Genomic DNA, 23,862 nt, shown 5'->3' with positions numbered 1-23,862 from the left:
GTGCTCGTTCGCACGGACGACGAGGTCTACCGCGTCGACGCCGTCTGGCTCGGGCCGCCGCGGGCCACGTTCCCCTGGCGCGCCCGCTACGTCAGCTACGGCGTCGGGCTCCTCGTCATGATGCTGATCATGTTCGTCCAGCGCCGGCTCGGCATCGGTCTGGACTTCTTCTCCGTGGCCTGGGCGCTCGTCGGCACCGTCGCGATCACCCGCCTGCTCGGCAAGAAGATCGACTACGAGCGGCCGCTCGGTCAGGTCCTCGGCCAGTTCTGGGCCGAGGTGACCGGGCCGCGGGCCGGACGCAGGGCCGCGGGCGGCTCGGTCCGCGCGGGCCACGTCCGCGTCCACACCACCCGCGCCCACCCCGGCGTCCCGTCGGCCGGTGGCCGGACCCCCGCGCTGTCCACCGCGCAGCGCACCCGGATCGACTCCGCGGGGACGCGGCCGCCGGTCACCGTGGACGCCGTCGTGGACGCGCCCGCCACCACCGCCTCGGTGGTCCCGGGGCTCGAGGCGCCGGTCGCGGCACCCGCGCGCGTGGTCCCGCCGCTGCCGGAGCCGGGCAGCGCCCCGCGCAGGAGCCGGTTCCGCCGCGCCCGCGGTGGTGGCGGCGGTCGCGGCGCGAGCGTGCCCGCGCGCACCACCCGTCCCGACCCGTGGCGCCGGAGTGGCCACCGTGGCCGCACCTGAGCGGACCCCCCGGCCGAAGGCCCGGCGCGGCCGGGCCCGTGCCGGCGAGGGCGGTTCGGACTACACCCCGTCGATCGCGCTGCGCTCGATCGACGGGCACATCACGCGTACCAACGGGCAGGTCATGGCCTGGTACCGGCTCGCGGCGCAGGCGTGGAGCTTCCGCAGCGACAACCAGCGCGAGGTCCTGATCCGGCAGATCGCCGCGCAGCTCGGCGAGCTGCAGGGGCGCTGGCTGCACCTGCGCGTCACGACCCGGCCCTACCCCGTGCACATGTGGGCGGAGTCGTTCGACCAGAACGCGATCGGCCGCATGCCCGACGTGCCCGGCGCGCTCGGCTGGGACGGGTTCCTGGAGGGCGAGCAGCGCCACCTGATGGGCCTGTCGATGGCCGACAAGGAGGTCTTCCTCGGCATCGAGGTCTCCGGCCGCGGGCTGATCGACCGCTGGGTGGAGCGCGCCGCGCCCGTCCTGGACCGGCTCGTGCCGTCCGCGGTCAAGGCCGAGCTCGCCGCGCTGGAGACCGAGATCAACCACCTGGACGTGCTCGTCGCCGGGTCCGGCCTCGACGCCGTCCCCGCGAGCGCGGAGGACATGGCCTGGCTGATGCACCGCTCGGTCGCCCTCGGGCTGCCCGCCCCGCGCGGGCTGTCCTCGGTGCCGCGCGGGGTGTCGACCTGGGAGCCGGAGGACCTCGCCGCGTTCACCGAGGGTGTCGACCTGCACCAGGAGCCGTACGCGCCGACGGTGCAGGTCGTCGGGCGGATGCGCAGCCAGACCGTCACCCGCAACGTCGCGGTGCTGAGCGTCGGGCTGATGGAGGGTCTGCGGATCCCCGAGATCGACGACCCGTGGATGCAGCACTCCGACCGGCTGCCGTTCCCGGTGGAGTGGTCCGCGCGGATCTACGTGCGCCGCCCGGAGGACGTCACCGGCGAGCTGCAGCGCCAGATGGGCAAGGTGCGCAGCCAGATCCGGCACTACACCCACGACCACGACCTCGACCCGCCCATGTCGCTCGCGCGGCAGGCCGACCGGGTACTGGAGGTCGAGGACGAGCTCACCACCGGGCTCACCCAGCTCAACACCCGCCTCTACGGCTGGTGGCGGATCGCCGTCTCGGGCCGCGACGAGGCCGAGGCCACCACCCGCGCCCAGCAGGTCGTCGACCTGTACCGGCCCAAGGTGCAGATCGAGCACCCCGAGGCGCAGTACCGCTACGCCCGCGAGTTCATCCCCGGCGAGCCGCTGGCCGCGACGGCCTACCGGCGACGCGGGTCGGTCACCTGGGCGGCCGCGGCGGTCCCGGCCGCGACGGCCAGCGTCGGCGACCGCCGCGGGATCATGCTCGGCGAGACCTGCACCGCGACCCGCCGCCCGGTGGCATGGGACCCGTGGCTGGCCCAGGAGGTCCGGCGCGCGTCCGGCCTCACCGCGATCGTCGGCGGCCTGGGCTCGGGCAAGTCGTTCCTCACCGGGCTGGTCGTCTACAAGACGCTGCGCGCCGGGGCCCGCTGGACGGTGCTCGACCCGTCCGGCCCGCTGGCCGAGCTGACCCGGCTGCCGGAGCTGGCGCCGTTCTCCCGGCACATCAACCTGCTCCGCGCCGACCCCGGCATCCTCAACCCGTACCGGGTGGTCGCCGAGCCACGGCCGGACCACTTCCTCGACGACGAGGACCCGGAGCGCGCCTGGAAGCGGGAGCGCTCGCTGGCCGCGGCCACCCGTCGCCGGCTGGTGCTCGACGTGCTGTCCGGGCTGCTGCCCTACGAGATCGCCCGCCAGCCGCACACCCGGATCGTGCTGCTCCGCGCGGTCCGCGAGGTCGGCGGCTCGCCCGACCGGCACCCGGGCATGGTCATCGACGCGCTGCGCCGGCACGCGACCGAGGGCGAGGACCACGCCGGCGTCGTCGCGGACTTCCTCGACGAGCGGCGCGAGCTGCCGCAGGCCGCGCTGCTGTTCCCCGACGAGACCCGCGCCGACCCCTGGCAGGCCGACCGCGACTACCGGCTCACCGTGCTGACGATGCAGGGACTGTCGCTGCCGCGCCCGGGCAGCCCGCGCGAGGAGTGGACCGACAACGAGTCGCTCGGCGTCGAGCTGCTGAACCTGGCGTCCTGGCTGACCCAGCGCACGATCTACGACGCCGACCGCAACCTGCGCAAGGGCGTCGCGCTCGACGAGACGCACTTCCTGTCCCAGGTGCCCACCGGCAAGGTGCTCATCGACCGCCTCGCCCGCGACTCCCGCAAGTTCAACGTCCGCGCCCTGTTCGCCTCCCAGCTGGCCGGCGACCTGCTGCGGGTGTCGGGCTTCGCGTCGCTGGTCAACGCCGTGTTCGTCGGCCGGACCGACGACGAGGAGGCCCAGTCCGAGGCGCTGCGGCTGCTGCGCGTGCCCACCGACGTCGGCTACGAGGAGATGCTCGGGACCCTGTCCCCGCGCCCCCGCCACGACGACCGGCCCGACGACGCGCCCCGCCAGTTCGTCTTCGCCGACGGCCACGGCGGTGTGGAGAAGGTCCGCATCGACCTGGAGGCGCCGCACCTGGAGCACATCCGCGAGGCGCTCGACACCAACCCCGACGCCGCGCGCGTCGTCGCCCCGCGCCCGCCGGGCGGCCCGGCGATCACCGCGCCCGGGCATCCCGAGATGACCGCGCCCGACGAGCCGAGCCCGCTGCCCGCACGGCGCGCCCCGGCCCCCGTGGTGCTGCCCGACCTCGACGGCGACGAGATCGACCTGCGCACCGACACCCGGATCGGCCCCGGCGACGACGACCCGGTCCTGGCCGGCGGGATCCGTGCCGGTGGGGTGCAGGTCGTGTCGGTCGCCGCGACCGACGCCGCCGTCGGCCGCGCGGAGCTCTACGACGACGAGCAGCTCGACCTGCTCGACGAGCTCGACGACGACTGGGTGGTCGACGAGCCCGCCCCGACGAACGGCACCCGCCCGTCGAGCGGCGACGGCCCGGTCGACGGGTCCGCCGTCACGAACGGCCACCCCGCGGCCGCTCCCCCCGACGGGGACGGACGGTGACGGCGGGCCTCGACCCGTCCGGCGGCGCAGGCATCTGGGTCGTCCTGGGCGTGCTGCTCGCGGCCGTCGTCGTGTCGGTGCGGAAGACCCGCCGCCGCACGCCGCAGACGCCCGGGGTGACCCGCCGCCATCGCCGGCGGACGGCGGTCCTGGTGGTCACCGCGATCGCCGGCGGCACGCTGCTGCTCGGCTCGCCCGCCATGGCGCAGGCGCTGGACTGCAAGTCCCCGCCGGAACCGGACCGCCCCGGCACCGGACTGGTCGGCTCGCTGGACCGGCCCTCGGCCCTGCACGGGGAGGCCGGCAGCGTCTACGAGGAGGTCGGCTACGCCGGTCTCGTCTGGCACAACTACGACCTGGGCTGCGCCACGTCGGGGGTGCTGAACCCGTCGGTCACCACCGACACCTGGCTGGGCAACCAGGTCTTCAACCTGGCGAAGCTGACCGTCGGTGGGGTGAACTGGGCGCACTACCTCATCGCCGACGGCGGGTCGCTGTTCGCGCCGCTCGACCAGGTCATCACCACCGCGACCCGGGCGATGTACGAGACCGTGTTCACCACCTGGGTGGGCCTCGGCCTGCTCGGGTTCGCGATCATCGTGCTGCTGCTGGCGATGCGCGGGGAGCTCGCCCGCCAGGCCCAGCGCACCGGCATCGCCGTCCTCGCGCTGATGCTCGGCTCCGCCGCCTACCTCGCACCGGTCGACTGGTCCCGCGCCGCGGACAACCTGCTGCTCGACGGCGTCACGCAGATGCAGGAGGGCTTCCTCGGGCAGGTCGGGCTCGGCACCCGCGACACCCTCCCGACGGTGCTCGTCGACCAGGTCGCCTACCAGAACTGGCTGCGCGGCACGTTCGGCGCGCCGGACGTCCCGCAGGCCCAGGAGCTGGGCCGGGACCTGCTGCGGTCGCAGGCGTTCACCATCGACGAGATCGACCAGGGCCAGGACACGTCCGAGACGGCGGAGCGCAAGAAGGGCGAGTACGCCGCGCTCGCCGACCGCATGGGGGACCGCTACCCGTACTTCACCGGGGCCTCCGGCAGCCGGATCGGGGCCGGGACGCTCGCGCTGATCCAGGCCGCGTGCATCGCGCTGTTCCAGCTGCTGTCCAAGGTCCTGGTGCTGGTCGCGCTGCTGATCATCCGGCTGATGGTGGTGACGGCGCCGGCGATCGCCGTCGTCGCGCTGCTGAAACCGGACGTCATCCCGGCGATCCTGCGCATCGGCGGCGCCGCGATCGTGAACACGCTCGTCGTCGGGGCGCTGGCCGGGCTGCACGCGCTGCTGGTCGTGTCGCTGTTCGCCCCCGGGTCCGGCGTCGACCTGTGGCTCGCGCTGCTGGTCACCGGCGTGGTCACGCTCGTGCTGTGGGCGGTCGCGCGGCCGTTCCGGCGGCTCGTGTCGATGGTGACGCTGACCCGTGAGCAGTTCGGCGGGATCGTCCCCGGTATCAACGGCGGCCCGGTGTCGCGGGTGTGGAACCGGATGCGCGGCCCGAACGACGCCGACGAGCGCCAGTCCCGCTGGTGGTCCGAGCGCGGCGGCCCCGGCGGGTCCGGCGACCCGGGTGCGGCGCGACCGGAAGCCGAGACCGCGGCGGGACCGGGCGCCCGGGTCCGTCGTCGCGCGGCACCGGACGTGTCCTCCCCCCAGGCGGCCCGGATCGCCGAGCCGCGCCGCGGGGCGCTGCCGGTCGGGGCGTCCGGGCGGCCCGACACCGGGTTCGCCACGCGGGTCGACCCCGGCGAGGTCGACGACCGCTCCATCTACCGCCGCGACGCCGCGGGTCCCCGCCGCCCCGGCGACCCGACCCCGGTGACCCCGGAGCTCGTCGACGGCGTGCCCGTCTACAAGATCTACCGCCCGCGGGCGGCCCGCACCGGCGGCGACCGTGCCGATTAGGTCCTCCCGCGGCCGCGCCGGCGCCTACCGCGCGGTGTGGCAGTGGCCGCTGCGCTCCCCCGCCCGGCTCGCCGTGACGGTGGTGGTCCTGGGCGGGCTCGTGTTCGGGCTGGTCTCGCTCGGCGGTTCCGGCGGGGCGGCGTCCGGCGGCCTGATCGCCGGGGGCGGCTCCGGCGGCAACCGGTGGGACAGCGGATCGTCCGGCGTCTCCGCGACGCCCACCCCGACGCTGCTGCCGCCGGTGCCCGAGCTGACGCCCGAGGCGCTGCCCGTGTCGCAGGCCCCGCGGCAGGCGCTGGAGACGGCGCGGGTGTGGGCGGCGGCCTGGGTGAACCACCCCGACGGGATGACCTCCCAGCAGTGGGTCGCCGGGCTGCGGCCGTACACGACCGACGAGTTCCTCGGCGTGCTCGCGGGCGTCGATCCGTCGAACGTGCCCGCCTCCCGGGTCACCGGGCCCGCGACCCCGACCCGGGTCGCGCCGAAGAGCATCGAGGTCACCGTGCCGACCGACACGCTGACCCTGCGGATCCTGGTCGTCGACACCGAGGCGGGCTGGAAGGTGTCCCGCTACGACCGGGCATGAGCACCCCGCTGACGCGTGCGCTGCGGCCGCTGCGGCTGCTGCTGCCGTTCCTCGCGATCGGGATGGCGCTGGTGCTGTTCCTGACCGTCGGTTTCCTCGCGTTCAGCCCCAACCTCGGCGGCGGCCGGTCGAACGCGGCCTGGTGCGACACCGGGATCTCGACCGCGACGGTCGGCCGTGGCGGCGGGGGAGCCACCTTCGAGACGCTGTCCGACGAGCAGAGGCAGAACGCCGCCGCGATCATCTCGGTCGCCAAGGACATGCAGCTCCCGCCGAAGGCGTGGCTGGTCGCGCTGGCCACCGCGATGCAGGAGTCGACGCTCCGCAACATCGACTACGGGGACCGGGACTCGCTCGGGCTGTTCCAGCAGCGGCCGTCGCAGGGGTGGGGCACCCCCGCGCAGGTCACCGACCCCGCCTACAGCAGCCGGATCTTCTACGAGCGGCTGATGGAGGTGCCGGGCTGGGACTCGATGCCGGTCACCAAGGCCGCGCAGACCGTGCAGCGCTCGGCCTTCCCCGACGCCTACGCCAAGTGGGAGGGCCTGGCCGCGTCGCTGGTCGAGAACATCGGCGACGTCGCCAACCCGACGGGCTGCGCCCCCGGCACGACGGGCGCGCTGCCGCCGGGCGTCGCCGGGGCCGCGATCGGCTTCGCGCTCGGCGAGCTCGGCAAGCCCTACGTGTGGGGCGCGACCGGCCCGGACTCCTGGGACTGCTCCAGCCTGCTGCAGGCGTCGTACCGGGCGGCCGGCGTCACGATCCCGCGGGTGTCGCGCGACCAGTACAACTCCGGCGGTCACCTGCCGGTCCGGGACATGCAGCCGGGCGACTTCCTCTTCTACGCCCACGACACCTCGGACCCGACCACGATCTACCACGTGATGATGTACCTGGGCGACGGCAAGATGGTCGAGGCACCCAACCGCAACTTCCCCGTCCGCGTGCAGCCGGTGTCGTGGGAGTTCGGCGATCTCGTCCCGCTCGCCACCCGGCCGGGGACCACGCCGAACCCCGCCTGAGCGGGGTCGAGGCGCCATCATGGGCGGCATGCGCTCCCCGCTCTCGGACTACCTCGACTCCGCGTCGCCCGGTGCCTGCCCGGACCACCTCGTCGTGCCGCGGTCACTGGCCCAGTCGATGCCGCTGCGCTGGCAGCAGGTCTTCGTCGGGCTGCTCACCGACCTGCACGACGCCTACCCCGGCGTCGACTGGCCGGAGTACGCCGTGTCCGCGGTGCGGGCCGAACCGTTGACCGAGCTCGACGACGCCCAGCTCGCCACGCACGGCTACGTCACCGAGCTCGGTCCCGACGGCGACCTCGAGTACCGCGACGCCGACGACCGCGTCGTCCCGGGATCGCTGCCCGTCCGGGTGGAGGTGCCCGACACCGTGCCGCCGGCGTCGGCGGGGCAGGTGCCGCGGGGGACCGTCGTCCTGCGCTGACCGCGCCCCGCGTCGCCGCTTGCTGCTCGCGTCGGTCGGGCCCGGCCCGGCGCGCGGGGGCGTCGCCGAGATGCACCTCAGCGGGAATCGTCGATCTCCACGGCCCGCTGAGCTGCATCTCGGCGTGCGGCAGGGACACCTCCCGCGGAATCCGCTTACCCGGTAAGCGATTTCCCGGCCACCCCTCACCAGGCCCGGTGCGTCCCGACCGGTGCGCGACGGCGCCGCGCCCCGTCGGCGAGCCGGTCCAGCTCGCGGACCAGGTACGCGGCGTCGGCCGGACCGGCGTGCACGACGGCGTCGTCGGGGAGCGGGCCGCCGACGACGTCCGGGGTCGGGCGCCGCTGGACGTAGCAGCCGTCCGTGGTGGCGTGCACCAGCAGGACGCCCGGCGCGCGGCACGGGTCGTGTCCTTTCCGGCCGGCGCCGAGCTGGGCGACGCCCTCGACTTGCCCCATCCGCCGCAGCATCTCGGCCTCGGCCGCGCTGCAGCCCCGCCGCAGGAGCTCGTGGACGAGCCGGTCGGCGTCGCCGTCGGCGCCCTCGGCAGCCTCACCCAGCACCGCGACGGGGATCCGCACCCCGGCCCCGGGGCCGGGCACGACCTCGCCGAGCAGCTCGACCAGGACGGCCGACGCATCGTCGGGCAGGACGCGGACCAGCGCGACGTCGTCGCCGATCCGGGTGGCCAGCACCGCGCGCCCGGCCCGCCGCGCGACCAGCGCCCGCTGCCACGACGGCGGTGCGACCACGAGGTCGTGCTGGAACTCCGGTGCGACGACCGTGCGCAGGTCGTCGACCAGGTTCGGCTCGAACGCGGTGCCGGTGAACAGGCCACGCGCGGCGAGGGTGTCGAGACACTCCCGCACGACACGGGCCCGCTCGACATCGGTGAACCCGGGGCTGAGCAGCTCCAGGACCGCGGGGTTGCGACCGAGGTCGAGCAGGTCCCGGGCGACGTCGAACTCGGCGGCGGTGAGGACGGTGGCGCGGTTCCAGTCGATCATCGGTGGGGCTCCTCGGGGGCCAGGACGGCGTCGGTCGCGGCGATCTCGATGTCGAACACCTCGTCGGTGGGGACGACGTAGCGGTTGCGGTGGTCCCGGGCGTCGCGGCTGCCCGCGCCGCCGGCCATCGGGCCGTAGCCGCCGGGGGCGCCGCCGCGTCCGGTGGTCTCGCCGGGGCGGGCGGACCAGGCCGGCTCGGCGGTCCGGGCGCCGGGACCGAACGGCTCGTAGGGCCGCCCTCCACCGGATCCCGTGCCGCCGGGGAGGCGGTCGCCGTACCCGGGACCACGGGCCGACGGCGGGAGGAGCGGCTGGGCCCGGGTCCGGTCGCCGAACCGGCGTCCGAGGTCGACGCGGGTGGCGAGCGGGTCGGGGCCCGGTGCCGTCGTGGGGTACGGGCCCTGGGGCACCGCCGGCCGGTACGGGTCCGGGGCGGGCGCGGCCGGCGGGTCGAGGTGCTGGGGTGCGACGACGTCGACCGGTTCGGGGAGCCCGGTGCCGCGGTCGCGGTCGGCCATGCCGTCGCCGGTGGTCCCGGGACCACCGGGGCCCGGGTTTCGCCCGACGTCCGGTGTGCCGGAGCCCGATCCGACGGACCCCGATCCGCCGTTCCCCGCCCCGCCGTTCCCCGGCCCGCCGGGAGCACCGACGCCGTCCGGTCCGGGACGGTGCCCGCCGCCCGGCTGATCCGGGGCGCCGATTCCCGGACCGCCTCCGCCGAGAGGGGTGGCTCCGCCGCCGTCCCCGACACCGGCCGGGCCGGAGCCGCCGGCCCCGGCCGAGCCCGGCGCCGGACCTCCCGCACCGGCGGGCGTCGCGGCCGGCACCGGGTCGACGGTGCGGAAGCGGTCGTCGATCGCCGACGCCGTGTCGAGGTGCTCCTGGAGGGCGCGGTCGGCCTCCTCGCTGTGCCGCTGGTCGCGTTCGAGCGAGGTGACGTAGTCGGCGACGGTGGCGCTCAACCCGGTCATCGGGGTGCTCGCCAGCAGGTGGAGGTTGCGGACGCCGCTGGTGAAGATGCCCGGCGGGGTGGGGTCCAGGGCGGCGATGGCGGCCTGGGTGCGGTCGAAGGACTGCCCGTAGGCGTCCAGCTGGGTCGCGCCGTTCGCGGTGACGGGGGCGGTGCACAGCATCGAGGTGGTGATGCCGTCGAGGGACTGCTGGGCGGCGGACGCGGCGGGGCCCTGCCAGGAGATGCCCAGCTCGGCCATGCGTCTCCGGGCCTCGTCCGATGCGGAGCGCAGCTCGGCGTCCGCGGTGCGGAGTGCGGCTGCGGCATCGGCGACCGCTGTGGAGCCGGGTTCTCCGACCACCCAGGCGTACTTCTCCTGAAGAGACTTGGCAGCGAAGTTGAAGCCCTGGTGGAACGCCATTCCCGTGTCCTCGTGGTGGTGAGCGACGATCAGATCCGGAAGGACTTCTCGATCGCGGCCTCATCGATCCGGTACGACGCGGCAACAGCGCGTAGTGATGTGACGGCTTGCTCCAGCTCGGTCCGGTGCGCCGTGTGACGATCGATGATGGCAGCGAACTTCTCGTCGAATACCGGTGTCGCGATCCCCGATATCGGGTCCTTGCCGCACGGGCCGACCGTGCAGCCGAGCGCGTTCTGCAGGGCGGCGCGAATGGCCTCGGCCTGCTGTGCGAGTGATCGACCGACACCGAGGACGTTGTCGGGAGACACCTGACTGGTCAGGTCGCTCGAGGTCTGCGGATCCGACGAACTCATGGGCGGGCAAGGTAGTCGGCGGTCCGTAGGAACGTGGGTCCTTCGAGCGACTGCTTCGCGGTCGCAAATCGCGATGGTCAGTGCGGTGCGAGCACCGCGAGCGCCTCGTCGAGGACCTCGTTGGCCCTTTCACAGGGTGCGCGTACGGGACTACCGGCCTCGCGCAGTTCATCGGTGGGTACCGAGGCCTGGGCTCGTACGGATGTCGAGTCGTCGGTGTCGGCGACGGCTTCGCACACAGCCAGCCGGGAGGTGGACCGGTCGTTCTCGATCACGTCGTATCCCCGGGTCTGGCCGGAGGAGGAGTCGGTTGACCGGAGATCTGTCGCGGCGAGGGGGAGGAATTGCAGGTTGATGTCGATCCGCGGGGTTCCGGTGCCGAAGTAGCCGCACGAAGGGGCCCGCGTTCCGCGGATCACCACATCGTTCTTCCGGGGGTCGCGTAGCTCGAGCGTCCGAAGTGTCGGTGCGGACAGGAGATCGCAGGGATGCTTGTTCGTCACGTCGATCGGACCCGGCTGCGCCGTTTGTGGGGAGTCCGGCCCCGGCGGCGTGGCGCGCGGGCTGCACGAGGTGACCGCGACGGTGAGGACGACGGCCACCGACCCCAGGGCGATCCGACGCGCAGCCGGTACGAGCACGGTGATCCTCCGTCGACGATCGAGCGGCCACAGGCTAGCCCGCCCCACCCCCGTCGACGGCCGTTCGGACCACCCGCGAACGCCGTGGATAAAAGTTGAGTCCCCCGGGAACAAGTCTTCCGGGTCGCCCGTTGACCCCCATGAGAGCAAGTTGAGCAGGACCCACTCAAGGGCGATGCACGAGGCGCTCCCCGGCCTGGTACAACTTGAGCCGGACGCACTCACACCCCCACACATCTCGGAGGCAGTCACCATGGCTCGTACGGTCGGTATCGACCTCGGGACCACCAACTCCGTCGTCGCCGTCCTCGAGGGTGGCGAGCCGACGGTGATCGCGAACTCGGAGGGTGCCCGCACCACTCCGTCGATCGTCGCGTTCGCGCGCAACGGCGAGGTCCTCACCGGTCAGTCGGCGAAGAACCAGGCGGTCACGAACTCCGACCGCACGTTCCGCTCGGTCAAGCGTCACATCGGCACCGACTGGAAGACGTCGGAGATCGACGGCAAGACCTTCGCGGCGCAGGAGATCAGCGCCCGCGTCCTGCAGAAGCTGAAGCGGGACGCCGAGGCCTACCTGGGCGACGAGGTCACCGACGCCGTCATCACGGTGCCCGCGTACTTCGAGGACGCGCAGCGCCAGGCGACCAAGGAGGCCGGCCAGATCGCCGGTCTGAACGTGCTCCGGATCGTCAACGAGCCGACCGCGGCCGCGCTGGCCTACGGCCTCGACAAGGGCGACAAGGAGCAGACCATCCTGGTCTTCGACCTGGGTGGCGGCACGTTCGACGTGTCCCTGCTGGAGATCGCCGAGGGCGTGGTCGAGGTCAAGGCCACCAACGGCGACAACCACCTCGGTGGTGACGACTGGGACGAGCGGGTCGTCAGCTGGCTCGTCGACAAGTTCAAGTCCTCCCAGGGCATCGACCTGACCAAGGACAAGATGGCGATGCAGCGGCTCCGCGAGGCCGCCGAGAAGGCGAAGATCGAGCTGTCGAGCTCGTCGTCGACCAGCATCAACCTGCCCTACATCACGGTCGACTCGGACAAGAACCCGCTGTTCCTGGACGAGACGCTGTCCCGCGCCGAGTTCCAGCGGGTCACCCAGGACCTCCTGGACCGCACCCGCAACCCGTTCAACCAGGTCATCAAGGACGCCGGCATCTCGGTGAACCAGATCGACCACGTCGTGCTCGTCGGTGGCTCCACCCGGATGCCCGCCGTCACCGAGCTCGTCAAGGAGCTGACCGGCGGCAAGGAGCCCAACAAGGGCGTCAACCCGGACGAGGTCGTCGCCGCCGGCGCCGCGCTGCAGGCCGGTGTGCTCCGCGGTGAGGTCAAGGACGTCCTGCTGCTCGACGTCACCCCGCTGTCCCTCGGCATCGAGACCAAGGGCGGCGTCATGACCAAGCTGATCGAGAAGAACACCACGATCCCGACCAAGCGCTCGGAGATCTTCTCCACCGCGGACGACAACCAGCCGTCGGTGCAGATCCAGGTCTTCCAGGGCGAGCGCGAGATCGCCGCGTACAACAAGAAGCTCGGCATGTTCGAGCTGACCGGCATCGCGCCGGCCCCGCGCGGCGTCCCGCAGATCGAGGTCTCCTTCGACATCGACGCGAACGGCATCGTCAACGTGTCCGCCAAGGACATGGGCACCGGCAAGAGCCAGGAGATGACGATCACCGGCGGGTCGGCCCTGTCCAAGGACGACATCGACCGCATGGTCAAGGAGGCCGAGGCGCACGCCGAGGAGGACGCCAAGCGTCGCGAGGAGGCGGAGACCCGCAACCAGGCGGAGACCCTCGTCTACCAGACGGAGAAGTTCGTCAAGGAGAACGACGAGAAGCTCCCCTCCGACGTCAAGGACGCGGTCAACGCCGCCCTGGGCGAGACCCAGGAGGCGCTGAAGGGCACCGACCACGAGGCCGTCAAGTCCTCGATGGAGAAGCTCGCCACCGAGTCCCAGAAGATGGGGTCCGCCCTGTACTCGCAGCCCGGTGCCGAGGCCGCCGCGGGTGCGGCCGGTGACGCCGGTGCGGCCGGTTCCGCCGGTGAGCAGCAGGACGACGTCGTCGACGCCGAGATCGTGGACGACGACAAGGACGCCAAGGGCGACAAGTGACGGCCGGCGGCCATCCACGGGACGACAGGACGGTCGACATGGCTGACGAACAGAAGCAGGAGGAGCCGGTGACGTTCCGGGACCGCCGCAAGGTGGACCCGGAGACCGGCGAGGTCCGTCCCGACGCCGACGCGACCGGGGCCGCCGACACGGCGGCCCCGGCCGGGGACGGCGAACAGGTCGCGGGCCCGGCCGACGGGGAGGACCCGGAGGTCGAGAAGCTGCGGGCCGAGGTCGCCGAGCGCACCGCGGACCTGCAGCGGGTCAGCGCCGAGTACGCCAACTACCGGCGCCGGGCCGACCGGGACCGTGAGCAGACCAAGGTGGACGCGAAGGTCTCCTTCGCGAACGACCTGCTGGTGGTGCTCGACGACTTCGAGCGCGCCGCCCAGCACGGTGACCTCACGGGACCGTTCAAGGCCGCGGCCGACAAGGTCACCACGGTGCTGACCAAGCTCGGTCTCGAGCCGTTCGGGGCCGAGGGCGAGTCCTTCGACCCGCAGCTCCACGAGGCCGTGCAGCACGAGCCGGCCGAGGGCTCCGGCCCCACGGTCACCGTGCTGTCGACGGTGCTGCGCCGTGGCTACCGCATCTCCGACCGGGTCCTCAGGCCGGCGATGGTGACCGTGCAGGACCGCCCCGAGGCTCCGGCCGGGGGCGGCGCGGACGCCGGCGACGGCGAGCCGCAGAACCCGGCCTGACCAGGACGGGCAGGGACGTGACCGCGCGGTGCGGTGGGAGGCGACCGGCCTCCCGCCGCACCTCGGGTCCGATCGGGAAGGAGGCGGAGTGACCCAGCGCGACTGGATCGAGAAGGACTTCTACCGCGAGCTGGGCGTCTCCTCGACGGCGTCCCAGGACGAGATCAAGAAGGCGTACCGCAAGCTCGCCCGCGAGCTGCACCCGGACGCGAACCCCGGCGACGAGAAGGCCGAGGCCCGATTCAAGTCGGTCTCCGAGGCCTACGGCGTGCTGGGCGACGAGTCCAAGCGCAAGGAGTACGACGAGACCCGCTCGATGTTCGCGGGCGGCGGTGGCTTCGGCGGGTTCGGCACCGGCGGCGGCTTCCCCGGCGGCGCACGCCCCGGTGGCGCCGGCCAGGGCGGCTTCGACATCAACGACCTGTTCGGCCAGGCCGGCCGCTCCGGCGGTGCCGGGGCCGGCGACTTCAGCGACATCCTCGGCGACATCTTCGGCCGCACCGCGCGGAACAACGCCGGCGGTGCGGGCGGGTACGGCACGGCCGGTGCCCGCCGCGGCCAGGACGTCGAGAGCAGCCTGACCATCTCCTTCGACGACGCGGTGCGCGGCGCGACGGTGCCGATCAAGCTGTCCTCGCCGGGGCGCTGCGAGCGATGCGGCGGCACCGGGTCCCGGCCCGGCAGCACCCCGCGCACCTGCCCGACCTGCTCCGGTCAGGGTCTGGTGAACCGCAGCCAGGGCGCGTTCTCGTTCTCCGAGCCGTGCCGCGACTGCCGCGGGACCGGCCGCATCATCGACGACCCGTGCCCCGAGTGCCACGGCGACGGCGTGTCCACCCGGACCCGGTCGCTGACGGTGCGGGTCCCCGCGGGCGTCGACGACGGGCAGAAGGTCCGGCTCGCGGGCCAGGGCGAGCCCGGTCGCGGCGGCGCCCCCGCCGGTGACCTCTACGTCACGGTCTCGGTCACCCCGCACCGGATCTTCGGGCGGTCGTCGAAGAACTCCGACGACCTGACCCTCACCGTGCCGGTGACCTTTCCCGAGCTGGCTCTGGGTGCGACCCTGACAGTGCCGACACTCGACAGCACCGTCTCGCTGCGGATCCCGCCGGGGACCGCCAGCGGCCGGACGTTCCGGGTGTCGGGGCGTGGGGTCGAGCGCAAGAACGGGAAGAAGGGCAATCTGCTGGTCACCGTCGAGGTGGCGGTGCCGCAGAAGCTGGACGAGGCGGCGACGAGCGCGCTGGAGGCCTACGCCGAGGCGACGTCGTCGTTCGACCCGCGGGCCGATCTGCTCGGTAGCACCAGGAGGTGATGGCGGTGGCCGGACGACGCACCCCCCGGGACGGGGAGGAGCCGCTGACCGTCGACGTGGCACACGACAGCCCGGTGTTCGTCATCTCGGTCGCCGCGCAGCTGTCCGGCCTGCACGCCCAGACCCTGCGCAGCTACGACCGGATCGGCCTGGTCAGCCCGGGCCGGTCCGCGGGCGGCGGGCGTCGCTACTCCCAGCGCGACATCGCGCTGCTGCGCGAGGTGCAGCGGCTCTCCCAGGAGGAGGGCGTGAACCTCGCGGGCGTCAAGCGGATCATCGAGCTGGAGCAGATGGTCGACGAGCTCTCGGCACGCCTCGAGGAGGCCACCGCCGAGCTCGACGCGGTCCGTGCCGCCGCCGCGCAGGCCACGGCGGCGGTGCACCGCTCCTACCGGCGCGACCTCGTGCCGGTGGACCGGCGCCAGGCCGTCGTGCGCTGGCGCCCCGCCGACGACGGCTGAGTCCCACGCGGTACCCGCCGCACCCCGCAGGGCGCCGCCGCACCCATCGCGACGGGTGCGCGGACCACATCCGGGGTGCGACGGCCCCTGATGGTGCGGGCCGGGCGGCTCAGGCCGCCGTCAGGACCCCGCGGCGGGCCAGCAGCCCGAGCACCACGGCGCCCAGCAGCGGGACCGCGGCCAGCACCGCGAACGGAAGCGCCGGCGGGAACGCCGGGTCCAGCAGCGCGCCGACGCCCGTCGAGCCGACGAGCACCATCAGCCCGCCGAACGAGGCCAGCACCCCGAAGTGGGCGCCCAGCCTGCGCTCCCCGGCCAGCCGGGGCACCAGGTCCTGCGCGACCGGCACGGCGAACATCTCGCCGAAGGTCAGCAGCAGCACCATCAGCACCGCGGGTGCGAGCGCCCACCACCCCGGCAGGCCCGGCAGCAGCCGCGCCACCGCGACGACGGTGAACGACGCGGCCATCAGGAAGAACCCGAGCACCACCGAGCGGCCGGCCCCGATCCGGCGGCCCCACGTCGTCACCCGCATCTGCAGGGTGATGACCAGCACCGACATCAGCACGAACAGGAAGCCCAGTGCCGCGGTGCGGCCGATGCGCTCCAGCTCGTCGGGCAGCGCCAGGTACAGCTGGTTGTAGGACAGCAGCCAGCCCGAGTAGCCGGCCGCGAACAGCATGAAGCGACGGTTGCCCAGCACCTCGCCCCAGCCCGCGAGCATCGGCCGTCCGGCCTGCTCGGCCTCCCGCCACGGCAGCCACCGCCAGTGCGCCAGCCCCACCAGCACGAAGCCGACGGCGGCGACCAGGCAGGCCAGCTGGAAGTCGACCAGCATGAGCGCGGTGCCGACCAGCGGCCCGGTGACCGTCCCGACCTGACCGGCGACGGCGAACATCGCGAACACCTCGGTCCGCGGCGGGCCCTCCCCGGCGCGTTCCCGCTCCCCGGCCTCCCGCGCCAGCGAGGACTCGACGGCCGGCGAGAACAGGGCGGCCGCGAACCCGGTCAGCAGCGCCCCGCCGATGACCGCGGGCAGCGTGCCGGCGGCCCCGAGGAGGATGAATCCGGTCACGCGCAGCGCACACCCGGCGAGCACGACGGGCTTCGCACCGAACCGATCGGTCAGGGTCCCGCCGATCACGAACAGCCCCTGCTGGCTGAACGTCCGCAGCCCCAGCACCAGCCCGACGGCCGCCGCGGCGAGCCCGAGATCCTCGGCCAGGTGCGTGGCCAGGTAGGGCAGCACCATGTAGAAGCCCACGTTGAAGGCCAGCTGGGTGCTGATCAGCAGTTTCATGACCGGCGGGAGCCCGCTGAAGTGCGCCCAGCGACCCACGCGGAGCGGGGCCGCGGGACGCGGGTCCGACTCGGGATCGGCGGGTCGGCGGAGGAGACTGCGGAGCACCACGAAGTGGTACCAGGTCGCCCTCTGCAGTCGCGACTCGATGGCAGTAACGACATATGCGCATGCATGAAGATGCTTGACCGTGTGTACAGGCTTACCGAAGATCTTCCGGGCGCCGGGTGACACACGGTCGAGGGCGCCGGAGAGGACAGGTCGCAATGCCCGCCGCGCGCGCCGTCGTAGCACCCCGTCGTTCCCGATTGCGGGTCGCCGCCGTCCTGGCGGTGAGCGCCGCGGTCCTGACTGCATGCGGTGGCACCGGCGGCGGGAGCGGCCGGGTCGTCCCGGACGGGCAGGCCACCATCGCAATGGCCTTCGGCCCGTCGGCCGGCTACGGGGTGGACACCGACGACGCGTTCGTCGTCTCCCAGCTGGGTGTGACCGAGTCCCTGGTGGCGTCCGGGCCGGACGGGCAGCCGCGACCCGCACTGGCGACGGCGTGGGCCCAGCAGCCCGACCCGCGGACCTGGCGGTTCGAGCTGCGTCCCGGCGTGACCTTCCAGAACGGCGAGCCGCTCACCGGGCAGGCCGCCGCGACCGCCCTGAACTGGGTGGCCGGCGTCGCCGCGCCGCCGCGCGCGGTGCGCGGGATCGGCCTGCAGGCGGCCGCGGACGGCGCGGACGCCGTGCGCGTCACGACGACGAAGCCCGACCCGATCCTGCCGCTGCGGCTGTCCAGCGCGAACACCGCGATCCTGGCGCCGTCGGCGTACCGGGCCACCCCGCCGTCGGTCCAGCAGACCGGCACCGGCCCGATGACGATCACCCAGACGAACGGCACCCAGTCGGTGACCCTCGCCCGCAACGACCGCTACTGGGGCGAGCGCCCGCAGCTGGCCGGTGTCACCGCGAACTTCGTGCCCGACCCGGCCGCCCGCGCCCTGGCCCTGCGGGCCGGTGACGCCGACATCGCCCAGGAGCTCCCCGAGTCCAGCGCGCTGGAGTTCACCGGCGACGAGTACGTGAACCAGACCGTCGCCGCGCCCCGGACGGCCTCGCTGATCCTCAACCAGTCCCGCAAGCCCTTCGACGACATCCGGGTCCGCCAGGCCGTCGCGGCCGCCGTCGACCGCACCGCGCTCGGTGAGCAGGCGCTCGCCGGGTCGGCCGTCCCGGCCTCGGAGCTGTTCGGCCCGGCCGTGGCGTGGGGCTCGCAGGACGCCCCGCCGCCCGCCGACCCGGCGCGCGCCCGGCAGCTGCTGACCGAGGCCGGCTACGGCCCGGGCAACCCGCTGCGCATCGAGCTGGGTGCCTACGGCGCCCGCCCCGAGCTCCCCACGCTGGCCACCGCCGTCCAGGAGATGCTCCGCGGGGCCGGCATCGAGGCCACCGTGCGCATCGGCGACTACGACGCCCGCGAGCCGCAGCTGCTCGCCGGTGACTTCGACATGTACCTGCTCTCGCGCAGCTACCTGCTCGACGTGCCGGACGCCGGCGCCACGCTGACCAGCGACTACACTTGCCAGGGCTCCTACAACCTCAACCACTACTGCTCGCCGCAGTTCGACGCCCTGCTCGCGCCGTTGGCCACCGAGACCGACCCGGCCGCACGGCAGAAGGTCTTCACCGAGGCCGCCGCGAAGCTGAACGCCGACGTCGTCGGGGTCCCGCTGGTGCACACCAACGCGAACGGCGTCGGGCACCGGGTCACCGGCTACACCGTCGACCCGCTGGCCAAGTCGCTCGTCGTCCCCGGGCTGGCGACGACGGAGTGACCGCACTCGTCGCGCGCAGGCTGCTGGCGCTGCCGCTGGTCGCCGTGGCCGCGGCGGTGCTGGTGTTCCTGCTCCCGCGGTTCTCCGGCCAGGACACCGCGCTCGCGATCCTGCGCAGCCGGACCGGGGAGTCCGACCCGGACCCGGCGGTGCTGGCCGCGCTGCGGGAGCAGTACGGCCTCGACGGCTCCTGGTGGGACCAGTTCACCGGCTGGGCCGGCGCGCTGCTGCGCGGCGACCTCGGGATCTCCTGGACCAGCCGCACCCCGGTGTCGGGCCTGCTCTGGCCCGCGCTCGGGGTGTCGCTGACCCTCACCGTCGCCGCGCTGGTGCTCGCGGCCCTGGTGGGCATCCCGCTCGGGGTGCGCGCCGCGCGCCGTCCCGGCGGCCGGCTCGACCGGGTTCTGACCACCGGCTCGGTGCTGGGCGTCGCGATCCCCGAGTTCGTGCTCGGGACGGCGCTGGTGCTCGCCTTCGCCGTCACCGTGCCGGTGCTGCCCGCGACCGGCTGGGGCGACGTGGACCAGGCGGTGCTGCCGGTGCTCACCCTCGCCGCGTTCCCGGCCGCGCTCGCCGCCCAGCTGGTACGCGCCGAGACCGTCGACGCACTGGCGCGCCCACACGTCGCCGTCGCGCGGTCCAAGGGCATCAGCGACGGACGGGTGCTGTGGCGCCACGGCGGCCGCCTGGCCCTGACCTCGGTCACCTCCCTGTCCGGGCTGTTCCTCGGCGGGCTGCTCGGTGGCTCGGTCGTGGTCGAGGTGCTGTTCGCGATCCCCGGCCTGGGCCGCCTGCTCTACGACGCCGTGCTCGGCCAGGACCTGCCGGTCGTGCAGGCCGGGCTGCTCGCGATCGTGCTGGTCGCCGCCGTCGCCGGGATCCTCGCCGAGCTGCTCGCGCTCGCGCTGGACCCGGTCGCCCGGAGCGCCGTCCGGTGACCGCGTCGGCACTGGCCCGCCCGGCGGGCGCACCCGCGCGCACCGCCCGGCGCTCGACGTGGTGGCAGGTGGGGGCGCTGGTCCTGCTCGGGGTGCTCGTCGTGGTCGCCCTGCTGCCGCTCGACCCGGTCGCCAACGACCTGTCCCACCGCTTCGCCGGGCCGTCGGCCGCGCACCCGCTCGGCACCGACCAGCTCGGCCGCGACGTGCTCGCCCGGCTCGCCGTCGGCGCCCGGCTCTCGGTCGGGTTCACCCTGGTCGCGCTCGCGCTGTGCGCGGGTATCGGGACGGTGCTGGGCGTGCTCGCCGCCTGGTGCGGACGGGCGGTCGGGCAGCTGTTCCAGCGCACCATCGACGTGCTCGTCGCGATCCCGGCGGTGCTGATCGGGCTCGTGGTGGTCGCCGCGTCCGGCGGGGCGCCGGGGGTGTGGTCGCTGCTGGTGGCGATCGTCGTCGCCGGGTGGACGCCGTTCGCCCGGCTCACCTACCAGCTCGTGGTCCGCGAACGCGCCCGCGAGTACGTCGAGGGCGCCGTCGCCGTCGGCGCCGGGCCGCTGCGGATCGCGTTCCGGCACGTGCTGCCGAACCTCGCCCGGCCGCTGCTGTCGCACCTGTGCCTCCGGTTCGCGAACGTCCTGCTGACCGTGGCCGGGTTGTCGTTCCTCGGGCTCGGTCCGCAGCCGCCCACCCCGGAGTGGGGGGCGATGCTCGCCGACGGGCGGCAGTTCCTGTTCAACGCCCCGCAGCTCGTCCTGCTGCCCGCGCTGGCCGTCGTCGGGACGGCGCTGCTCGTCACCTCGCTGGGCCGCGGGCTGGAGCGCCGGTGGACGACCGGTCCGACCGGACAGTTCTGACATCGCCTCGTTCCTGCCAGACTGCTGCGAGTACGGATGAACGGCAGGAGGTACGTCGTGGCGATGACCGGAACCGACGGACGGCGCAGGGGCGAGGCGCGACCGGAGCTCAAGAGCCTGGTGGACGAGACCGGGGTCGTGCCCCGCGCGGCGTCGCTCGGCGAGGCCCGGGAGGTGCTGGCCCGCGACGGCGTCGTCCGGATCCCCGGCGCGGGCCCGGACCCGGAGGCGATGGTCGTGGCCGCGGCCACCCTGCTCGGCGGACGGCTTCGCGAGCTGTTCGGCATCCGGCCACAGGGCGGGACCGACTCGCCGGTCCTCGGCCTGCACAACGACGGCGCGTTCCTCGAGGCCGACGTGCACGGCCGCACCGTGCGGCTGCGCGACCCCGACGAGGACTTCCTGTTCATGCACTGCACCTCCCCGGCGCCGTCCGGGGGCGACTCGGTGCTCGTCGACGGCTACGTGCTCGCCGAGCGGCTCGCCGCGGAGCACCCGTCGCTGCACGGGTTCCTGACCGGTTGCGACGTGGACTTCTTCGGCAGCCGGACGAACCCGCCGCGCGGTGTGCCGTCGACCCCGCTGCTGCGCCGGATGATCGAGCACACCCGTGGCGGCCGGCGCGCCGTCCGGGCCAGCGACTACGCGCTGCCGGTGCCGCGCGAGCCGTACTGGGACATCCACCTCGAGCACATCGAGTCCTACGCCGATGTGCTCGCCACCGCGTTCGAGGCCGCGCCGCGGTTCCGGCTGGAGAGCGGGGACCTGCTGGTCCTCGACAACTACCGCTTCCTGCACGGGCGCGACGCGTTCACCGGCAGCCGGGAGCTGCACGTGCTGTCGGTGCGCACCACCGAGGCCTTCTGACCGGCCCCCGCGACGACGACGGCCGCCCTCCCGGTGCGGGAGGGCGGCCGTCGTGGCGTACGGGCCCGCTCAGTCCATCGTGAACGGGTCGTAGGTGATGCGGTCGAGCGGCGTGCCCGCGACCAGCATCCGCGACACCGTGGAGCGGATCATCGACGGCGACCCGCAGACCAGGACGTCGTGGTCGCTCCAGGCACCGAACCGGGTCACGACGTCGGCCAGGGTGCCGGTCTCGGCGCCGGAGGGCTCCTCCTCGTACTCGACGACCGGGATGACGTCGAGCCACGGGTAGTTGTAGGACAGCTTGCGCAGCGAGGTGAAGTCGTACAGGTCGTCCCACGTGCGGCCGCCGACGAACACCTGGGTGCGCGGCGGCTGGGGGCGCTGGCCGACCTCGTCGAGCAGCGCCTTCATCGGGGCGACGCCGGTGCCGCCGGCCACCATCAGCAGCTCGCGACGGGTGTTCTGCGGGACGGCCATCCGGCCCATCGGCGGACCGATCCGCCAGGTCTCGCCGACCCGGCTGTGCGCGACGATCGCGCGGCTGACCCAGCCGCCCTCGACCGCGCGGACGTGGAACTGGATCGTCCCGTCCCGACGCGGGGCGTTGGCCGGGGACAGGTAGCGCCACAGCCGCGGGCGGTGCGGCGTCTCCACCGAGACGTACTGGCCGGCCTGGTACGGCACCGGCTGGTCGGTCGCGACGGTGACCACGGCCAGGTCCCAGCCGATCCGGCGGTGCTCGACGACCCGGCCCAGCCAGGAGGCGGGCCCGCGCTCGGCCGCGGCGGCCTGCTGCATCGCGTCCGCGACGATCCCGTAGGCGCCGGTCCAGGCCTTCTCGATCTCCGGGGTCCAGTTCTCGCCCGCGAACGTGGCGATCGCGGAGAGCAGCGCCGCACCGACCGCGTCGTAGTGCTGGGACAGCACGCCGAACTTGCGGTGGTCGCGGCCGAGCTGCTGCAGGAACGGGACGAGGTCGTCGGGCTGGTCGACCATCTGCACCACGTGCACGAGGGCGCGCAGCAGCCGGCTGCGCTGCACCTCCATGTTCACGGGGAACAGGTCACGCGTCTCGGGCGCCTGGCTGAACAGCGTGGCGTAGAAGTGCTTGCCGATCTCCTCGGCCTGCGGCTCGACGAGGGCGAAGCTGGTCCGGATGAGCTCGACGGTGCGGTCCGCCTCCGAGGCGGGGCGTCGCGGCGGGGCGACGTCGCCGGCGATCAGCTGGTCAGCAGTCATGCCTGGCGGACACTCTCCTCGGTCGTGCTCCGTGCCGCGGTGACACCGGGCGTCGACGCCCGCGTTCCGCCGGTTAGGGTACGCGAGAGACTCCATCCGCCGGAACGGCGTACGCCGACCGACCCGCCAGGGTGTGGTGAGCGGGTACGCATTGTCACTCATCATCCGTTCGGGGACGGCGGTCACTCGTCATGGCGTGGGTAGCGCCGTGGTCAGGATAGCGTCCATCGCGCGGAATGCCGACGTGGCGGTGTCCCGGGCCGGTCGGAGCCGTGATCGTTTGGTCCTGGCCGCGCCGGATGGCACGGTTGTCCTGTGCCGTTGCGAATCCCCGCCGTCGTCCTGCCCGGACGGGACCGTCCGGCCACGCCGCCGGTGGTCGTCCCCGCGACCCCGGAGCGCGGCGTGTCCGACGCCCCGGAGGCTCCGGACGGACCGCACCGGCCCGGCTCCGCGGGCGAGCACGCGTTGCAGGCCGAGGTGGGCAGCTCCGCCCGCGCCGGCCGGTTCTACGACGACCAGCTCCGCGACCGGCTGCTGCCGCGGATGATCGAGTTCGTCGGACGGATGGAGATGGCCTTCGTCGCGACGTCCGACGCGCACGGCGAGTGCGACAGCTCGCTGCGGGCCGGCCCGCCCGGGTTCCTGCACGTGCTGGACCCGCACACGCTGGCCTACCCCGAGTACCGGGGCAACGGCGTGTACGCCAGCCTCGGCAACCTGGTGGAGAACCCGCACGTCGGGATGCTGATGGTCGACTTCACCGAGTCGCTGATCGGGCTGCACGTCAACGGCCGCGCCCGGATCATGGACGACGACGCCTTCCGCGCCGTCTACCCCGGGCACGCGCGCGACCACGCCGCCGGCCGCCGCGCCGAGCGCTGGGTGGTGGTGGACGTCGAGGAGGCCTACATCCACTGCCGCAAGCACATCCCGCGGATGGAGCGGGTGACGCAGCGGCGCGCCTGGGGGACCGACGACCCGGCCCGCAAGGGTGGCGACTTCTTCGGCGCCAAGGGGACCGAGCCGCGGGTGCCGCGGCCCTCCCGGCGCCGGTTCCCGAGCACGACGCACCTCGGCGCGGGGGCCTCGCGGACGCTCCGGCGCCGCCCGCACGGCCGCTGACCTGGGGCGACGGTTGCGCACCAGAGGATACTCCGATCGAGTGAACCGGAAGCCGTGACCCCGGTCGA

General features: G+C 73.8%; 21 protein-coding genes. 15 read left to right on the top strand and 6 right to left on the bottom strand.

The genetic code is table 11. The features are described 5' to 3' along the window. From KPL57_RS32035 to KPL57_RS32010, 6 genes are read left to right on the top strand one after another with little or no spacing between them, the layout of a single operon-like run. Entirely contained in the window at nt 1-690 is a 690-nt protein-coding gene (locus KPL57_RS32035; protein WP_226354373.1) for a hypothetical protein, read from the top strand. Beyond that, the gene (locus KPL57_RS32030) at nt 677-3,733 is read left to right on the top strand and encodes an ATP-binding protein (RefSeq protein ID WP_226354372.1); all 3,057 of its coding nucleotides are present in this window, start codon (nt 677-679) and stop codon (nt 3,731-3,733) included. Before KPL57_RS32035 ends, KPL57_RS32030 begins: the two co-directional genes overlap by 14 nt. Then, nucleotides 3,730-5,637 carry a hypothetical protein gene (locus KPL57_RS32025; protein WP_226354371.1) on the top strand — a complete coding sequence of 636 codons (1,908 nt, stop codon included), beginning with the start codon at nt 3,730-3,732 and terminating at the stop codon, nt 5,635-5,637. The genes KPL57_RS32030 and KPL57_RS32025 overlap by 4 nt, the downstream gene beginning before the upstream one ends. Continuing rightward, nucleotides 5,627-6,223 carry a hypothetical protein gene (locus KPL57_RS32020; RefSeq protein WP_062398831.1) on the top strand — a complete coding sequence of 199 codons (597 nt, stop codon included), beginning with the start codon at nt 5,627-5,629 and terminating at the stop codon, nt 6,221-6,223. The genes KPL57_RS32025 and KPL57_RS32020 overlap by 11 nt, the downstream gene beginning before the upstream one ends. Further along, nucleotides 6,220-7,245, top strand: coding sequence for a C40 family peptidase (locus KPL57_RS32015; RefSeq protein ID WP_226354370.1), 1,026 nt, complete (start codon nt 6,220-6,222; stop codon nt 7,243-7,245). The genes KPL57_RS32020 and KPL57_RS32015 overlap by 4 nt, the downstream gene beginning before the upstream one ends. Before the next feature lie 28 nt (nt 7,246-7,273). Then, nucleotides 7,274-7,669 (top strand): hypothetical protein, encoded by a 396-nt coding sequence (locus KPL57_RS32010; RefSeq protein ID WP_226354369.1) that lies wholly within the window; start codon nt 7,274-7,276, stop codon nt 7,667-7,669. 185 nt (nt 7,670-7,854) lie between these two features. Here the strand turns inward: KPL57_RS32010 and KPL57_RS32005 are convergent, their stop codons facing one another. From KPL57_RS32005 to KPL57_RS31990, 4 genes are all read right to left on the bottom strand, one after another. After that, nucleotides 7,855-8,676, bottom strand: coding sequence for an ESX secretion-associated protein EspG (locus KPL57_RS32005; RefSeq protein ID WP_226354368.1), 822 nt, complete (start codon nt 8,674-8,676; stop codon nt 7,855-7,857). Further along, entirely contained in the window at nt 8,673-10,049 is a 1,377-nt protein-coding gene (locus tag KPL57_RS32000; protein WP_226354367.1) for a hypothetical protein, read from the bottom strand. Before KPL57_RS32000 ends, KPL57_RS32005 begins: the two co-directional genes overlap by 4 nt. A gap of 29 nt (nt 10,050-10,078) precedes the next feature. Beyond that, a complete protein-coding gene (locus tag KPL57_RS31995) occupies nt 10,079-10,405 on the bottom strand; it encodes a PE domain-containing protein (RefSeq protein WP_226354366.1) in 327 nt (108 codons plus the stop codon). Nucleotides 10,406-10,482: 77 nt separating this feature from the next. Further along, complete coding sequence (locus tag KPL57_RS31990) at nt 10,483-11,007, bottom strand: DUF3558 family protein (RefSeq protein WP_226354365.1); 525 nt, start codon at nt 11,005-11,007, stop codon at nt 10,483-10,485. A gap of 292 nt (nt 11,008-11,299) precedes the next feature. Between KPL57_RS31990 and dnaK the strand changes: the two genes are divergently transcribed. The 4 genes from dnaK (at nt 11,300) to KPL57_RS31970 (ending at nt 15,645) form a co-directional block, all read left to right on the top strand. Beyond that, on the top strand, nt 11,300-13,168 hold the full coding sequence (dnaK, locus tag KPL57_RS31985) for a molecular chaperone DnaK (RefSeq protein WP_226354364.1): 1,869 nt from the start codon (nt 11,300-11,302) through the stop codon (nt 13,166-13,168). A gap of 38 nt (nt 13,169-13,206) precedes the next feature. Then, nucleotides 13,207-13,869: a nucleotide exchange factor GrpE gene (gene grpE / locus KPL57_RS31980; RefSeq protein WP_226354363.1), complete on the top strand. Its 663-nt coding sequence runs from the start codon at nt 13,207-13,209 to the stop codon at nt 13,867-13,869. An 88-nt stretch (nt 13,870-13,957) separates the two neighbouring features. After that, a complete protein-coding gene (gene dnaJ / locus KPL57_RS31975) occupies nt 13,958-15,184 on the top strand; it encodes a molecular chaperone DnaJ (RefSeq protein ID WP_226354362.1) in 1,227 nt (408 codons plus the stop codon). A gap of 5 nt (nt 15,185-15,189) precedes the next feature. Then, nucleotides 15,190-15,645 carry a heat shock protein transcriptional repressor HspR gene (locus KPL57_RS31970; RefSeq protein ID WP_301549047.1) on the top strand — a complete coding sequence of 152 codons (456 nt, stop codon included), beginning with the start codon at nt 15,190-15,192 and terminating at the stop codon, nt 15,643-15,645. A 109-nt stretch (nt 15,646-15,754) separates the two neighbouring features. Here the strand turns inward: KPL57_RS31970 and KPL57_RS31965 are convergent, their stop codons facing one another. Then, complete coding sequence (locus KPL57_RS31965; protein ID WP_226354361.1) at nt 15,755-16,945, bottom strand: MFS transporter; 1,191 nt, start codon at nt 16,943-16,945, stop codon at nt 15,755-15,757. 332 nt (nt 16,946-17,277) lie between these two features. Between KPL57_RS31965 and KPL57_RS31960 the strand changes: the two genes are divergently transcribed. From KPL57_RS31960 to KPL57_RS31945, 4 genes are all read left to right on the top strand, one after another. Further along, on the top strand, nt 17,278-18,768 hold the full coding sequence (locus KPL57_RS31960) for an ABC transporter substrate-binding protein (RefSeq protein WP_226354360.1): 1,491 nt from the start codon (nt 17,278-17,280) through the stop codon (nt 18,766-18,768). Next, the gene (locus KPL57_RS31955) at nt 18,765-19,706 is read left to right on the top strand and encodes an ABC transporter permease (RefSeq protein ID WP_100879042.1); all 942 of its coding nucleotides are present in this window, start codon (nt 18,765-18,767) and stop codon (nt 19,704-19,706) included. The genes KPL57_RS31960 and KPL57_RS31955 overlap by 4 nt, the downstream gene beginning before the upstream one ends. Further along, nucleotides 19,703-20,560 (top strand): ABC transporter permease, encoded by an 858-nt coding sequence (locus tag KPL57_RS31950; protein ID WP_226354359.1) that lies wholly within the window; start codon nt 19,703-19,705, stop codon nt 20,558-20,560. Before KPL57_RS31955 ends, KPL57_RS31950 begins: the two co-directional genes overlap by 4 nt. 63 nt (nt 20,561-20,623) lie before the next feature. Continuing rightward, nucleotides 20,624-21,427, top strand: coding sequence for a TauD/TfdA family dioxygenase (locus KPL57_RS31945; protein WP_226356610.1), 804 nt, complete (start codon nt 20,624-20,626; stop codon nt 21,425-21,427). Nucleotides 21,428-21,496: 69 nt separating this feature from the next. On the opposite strand, the gene KPL57_RS31940 is transcribed toward KPL57_RS31945, so the two are convergent. After that, on the bottom strand, nt 21,497-22,669 hold the full coding sequence (locus KPL57_RS31940) for a globin domain-containing protein (protein ID WP_226354358.1): 1,173 nt from the start codon (nt 22,667-22,669) through the stop codon (nt 21,497-21,499). Between the two features lie 315 nt (nt 22,670-22,984). On the opposite strand from KPL57_RS31940, the gene KPL57_RS31935 reads away from it, so the two are divergent. Further along, a complete protein-coding gene (locus tag KPL57_RS31935; RefSeq protein WP_226354357.1) occupies nt 22,985-23,794 on the top strand; it encodes a pyridoxamine 5'-phosphate oxidase family protein in 810 nt (269 codons plus the stop codon). The last annotated feature ends 68 nt before the right edge of the window (nt 23,795-23,862 follow it).

It is taken from the genome of Pseudonocardia sp. ICBG601, assembly GCF_020496245.1.
Note: the sequence above shows the minus strand (reverse complement) of the source record. Positions and strands in the feature narration are given on the sequence as shown.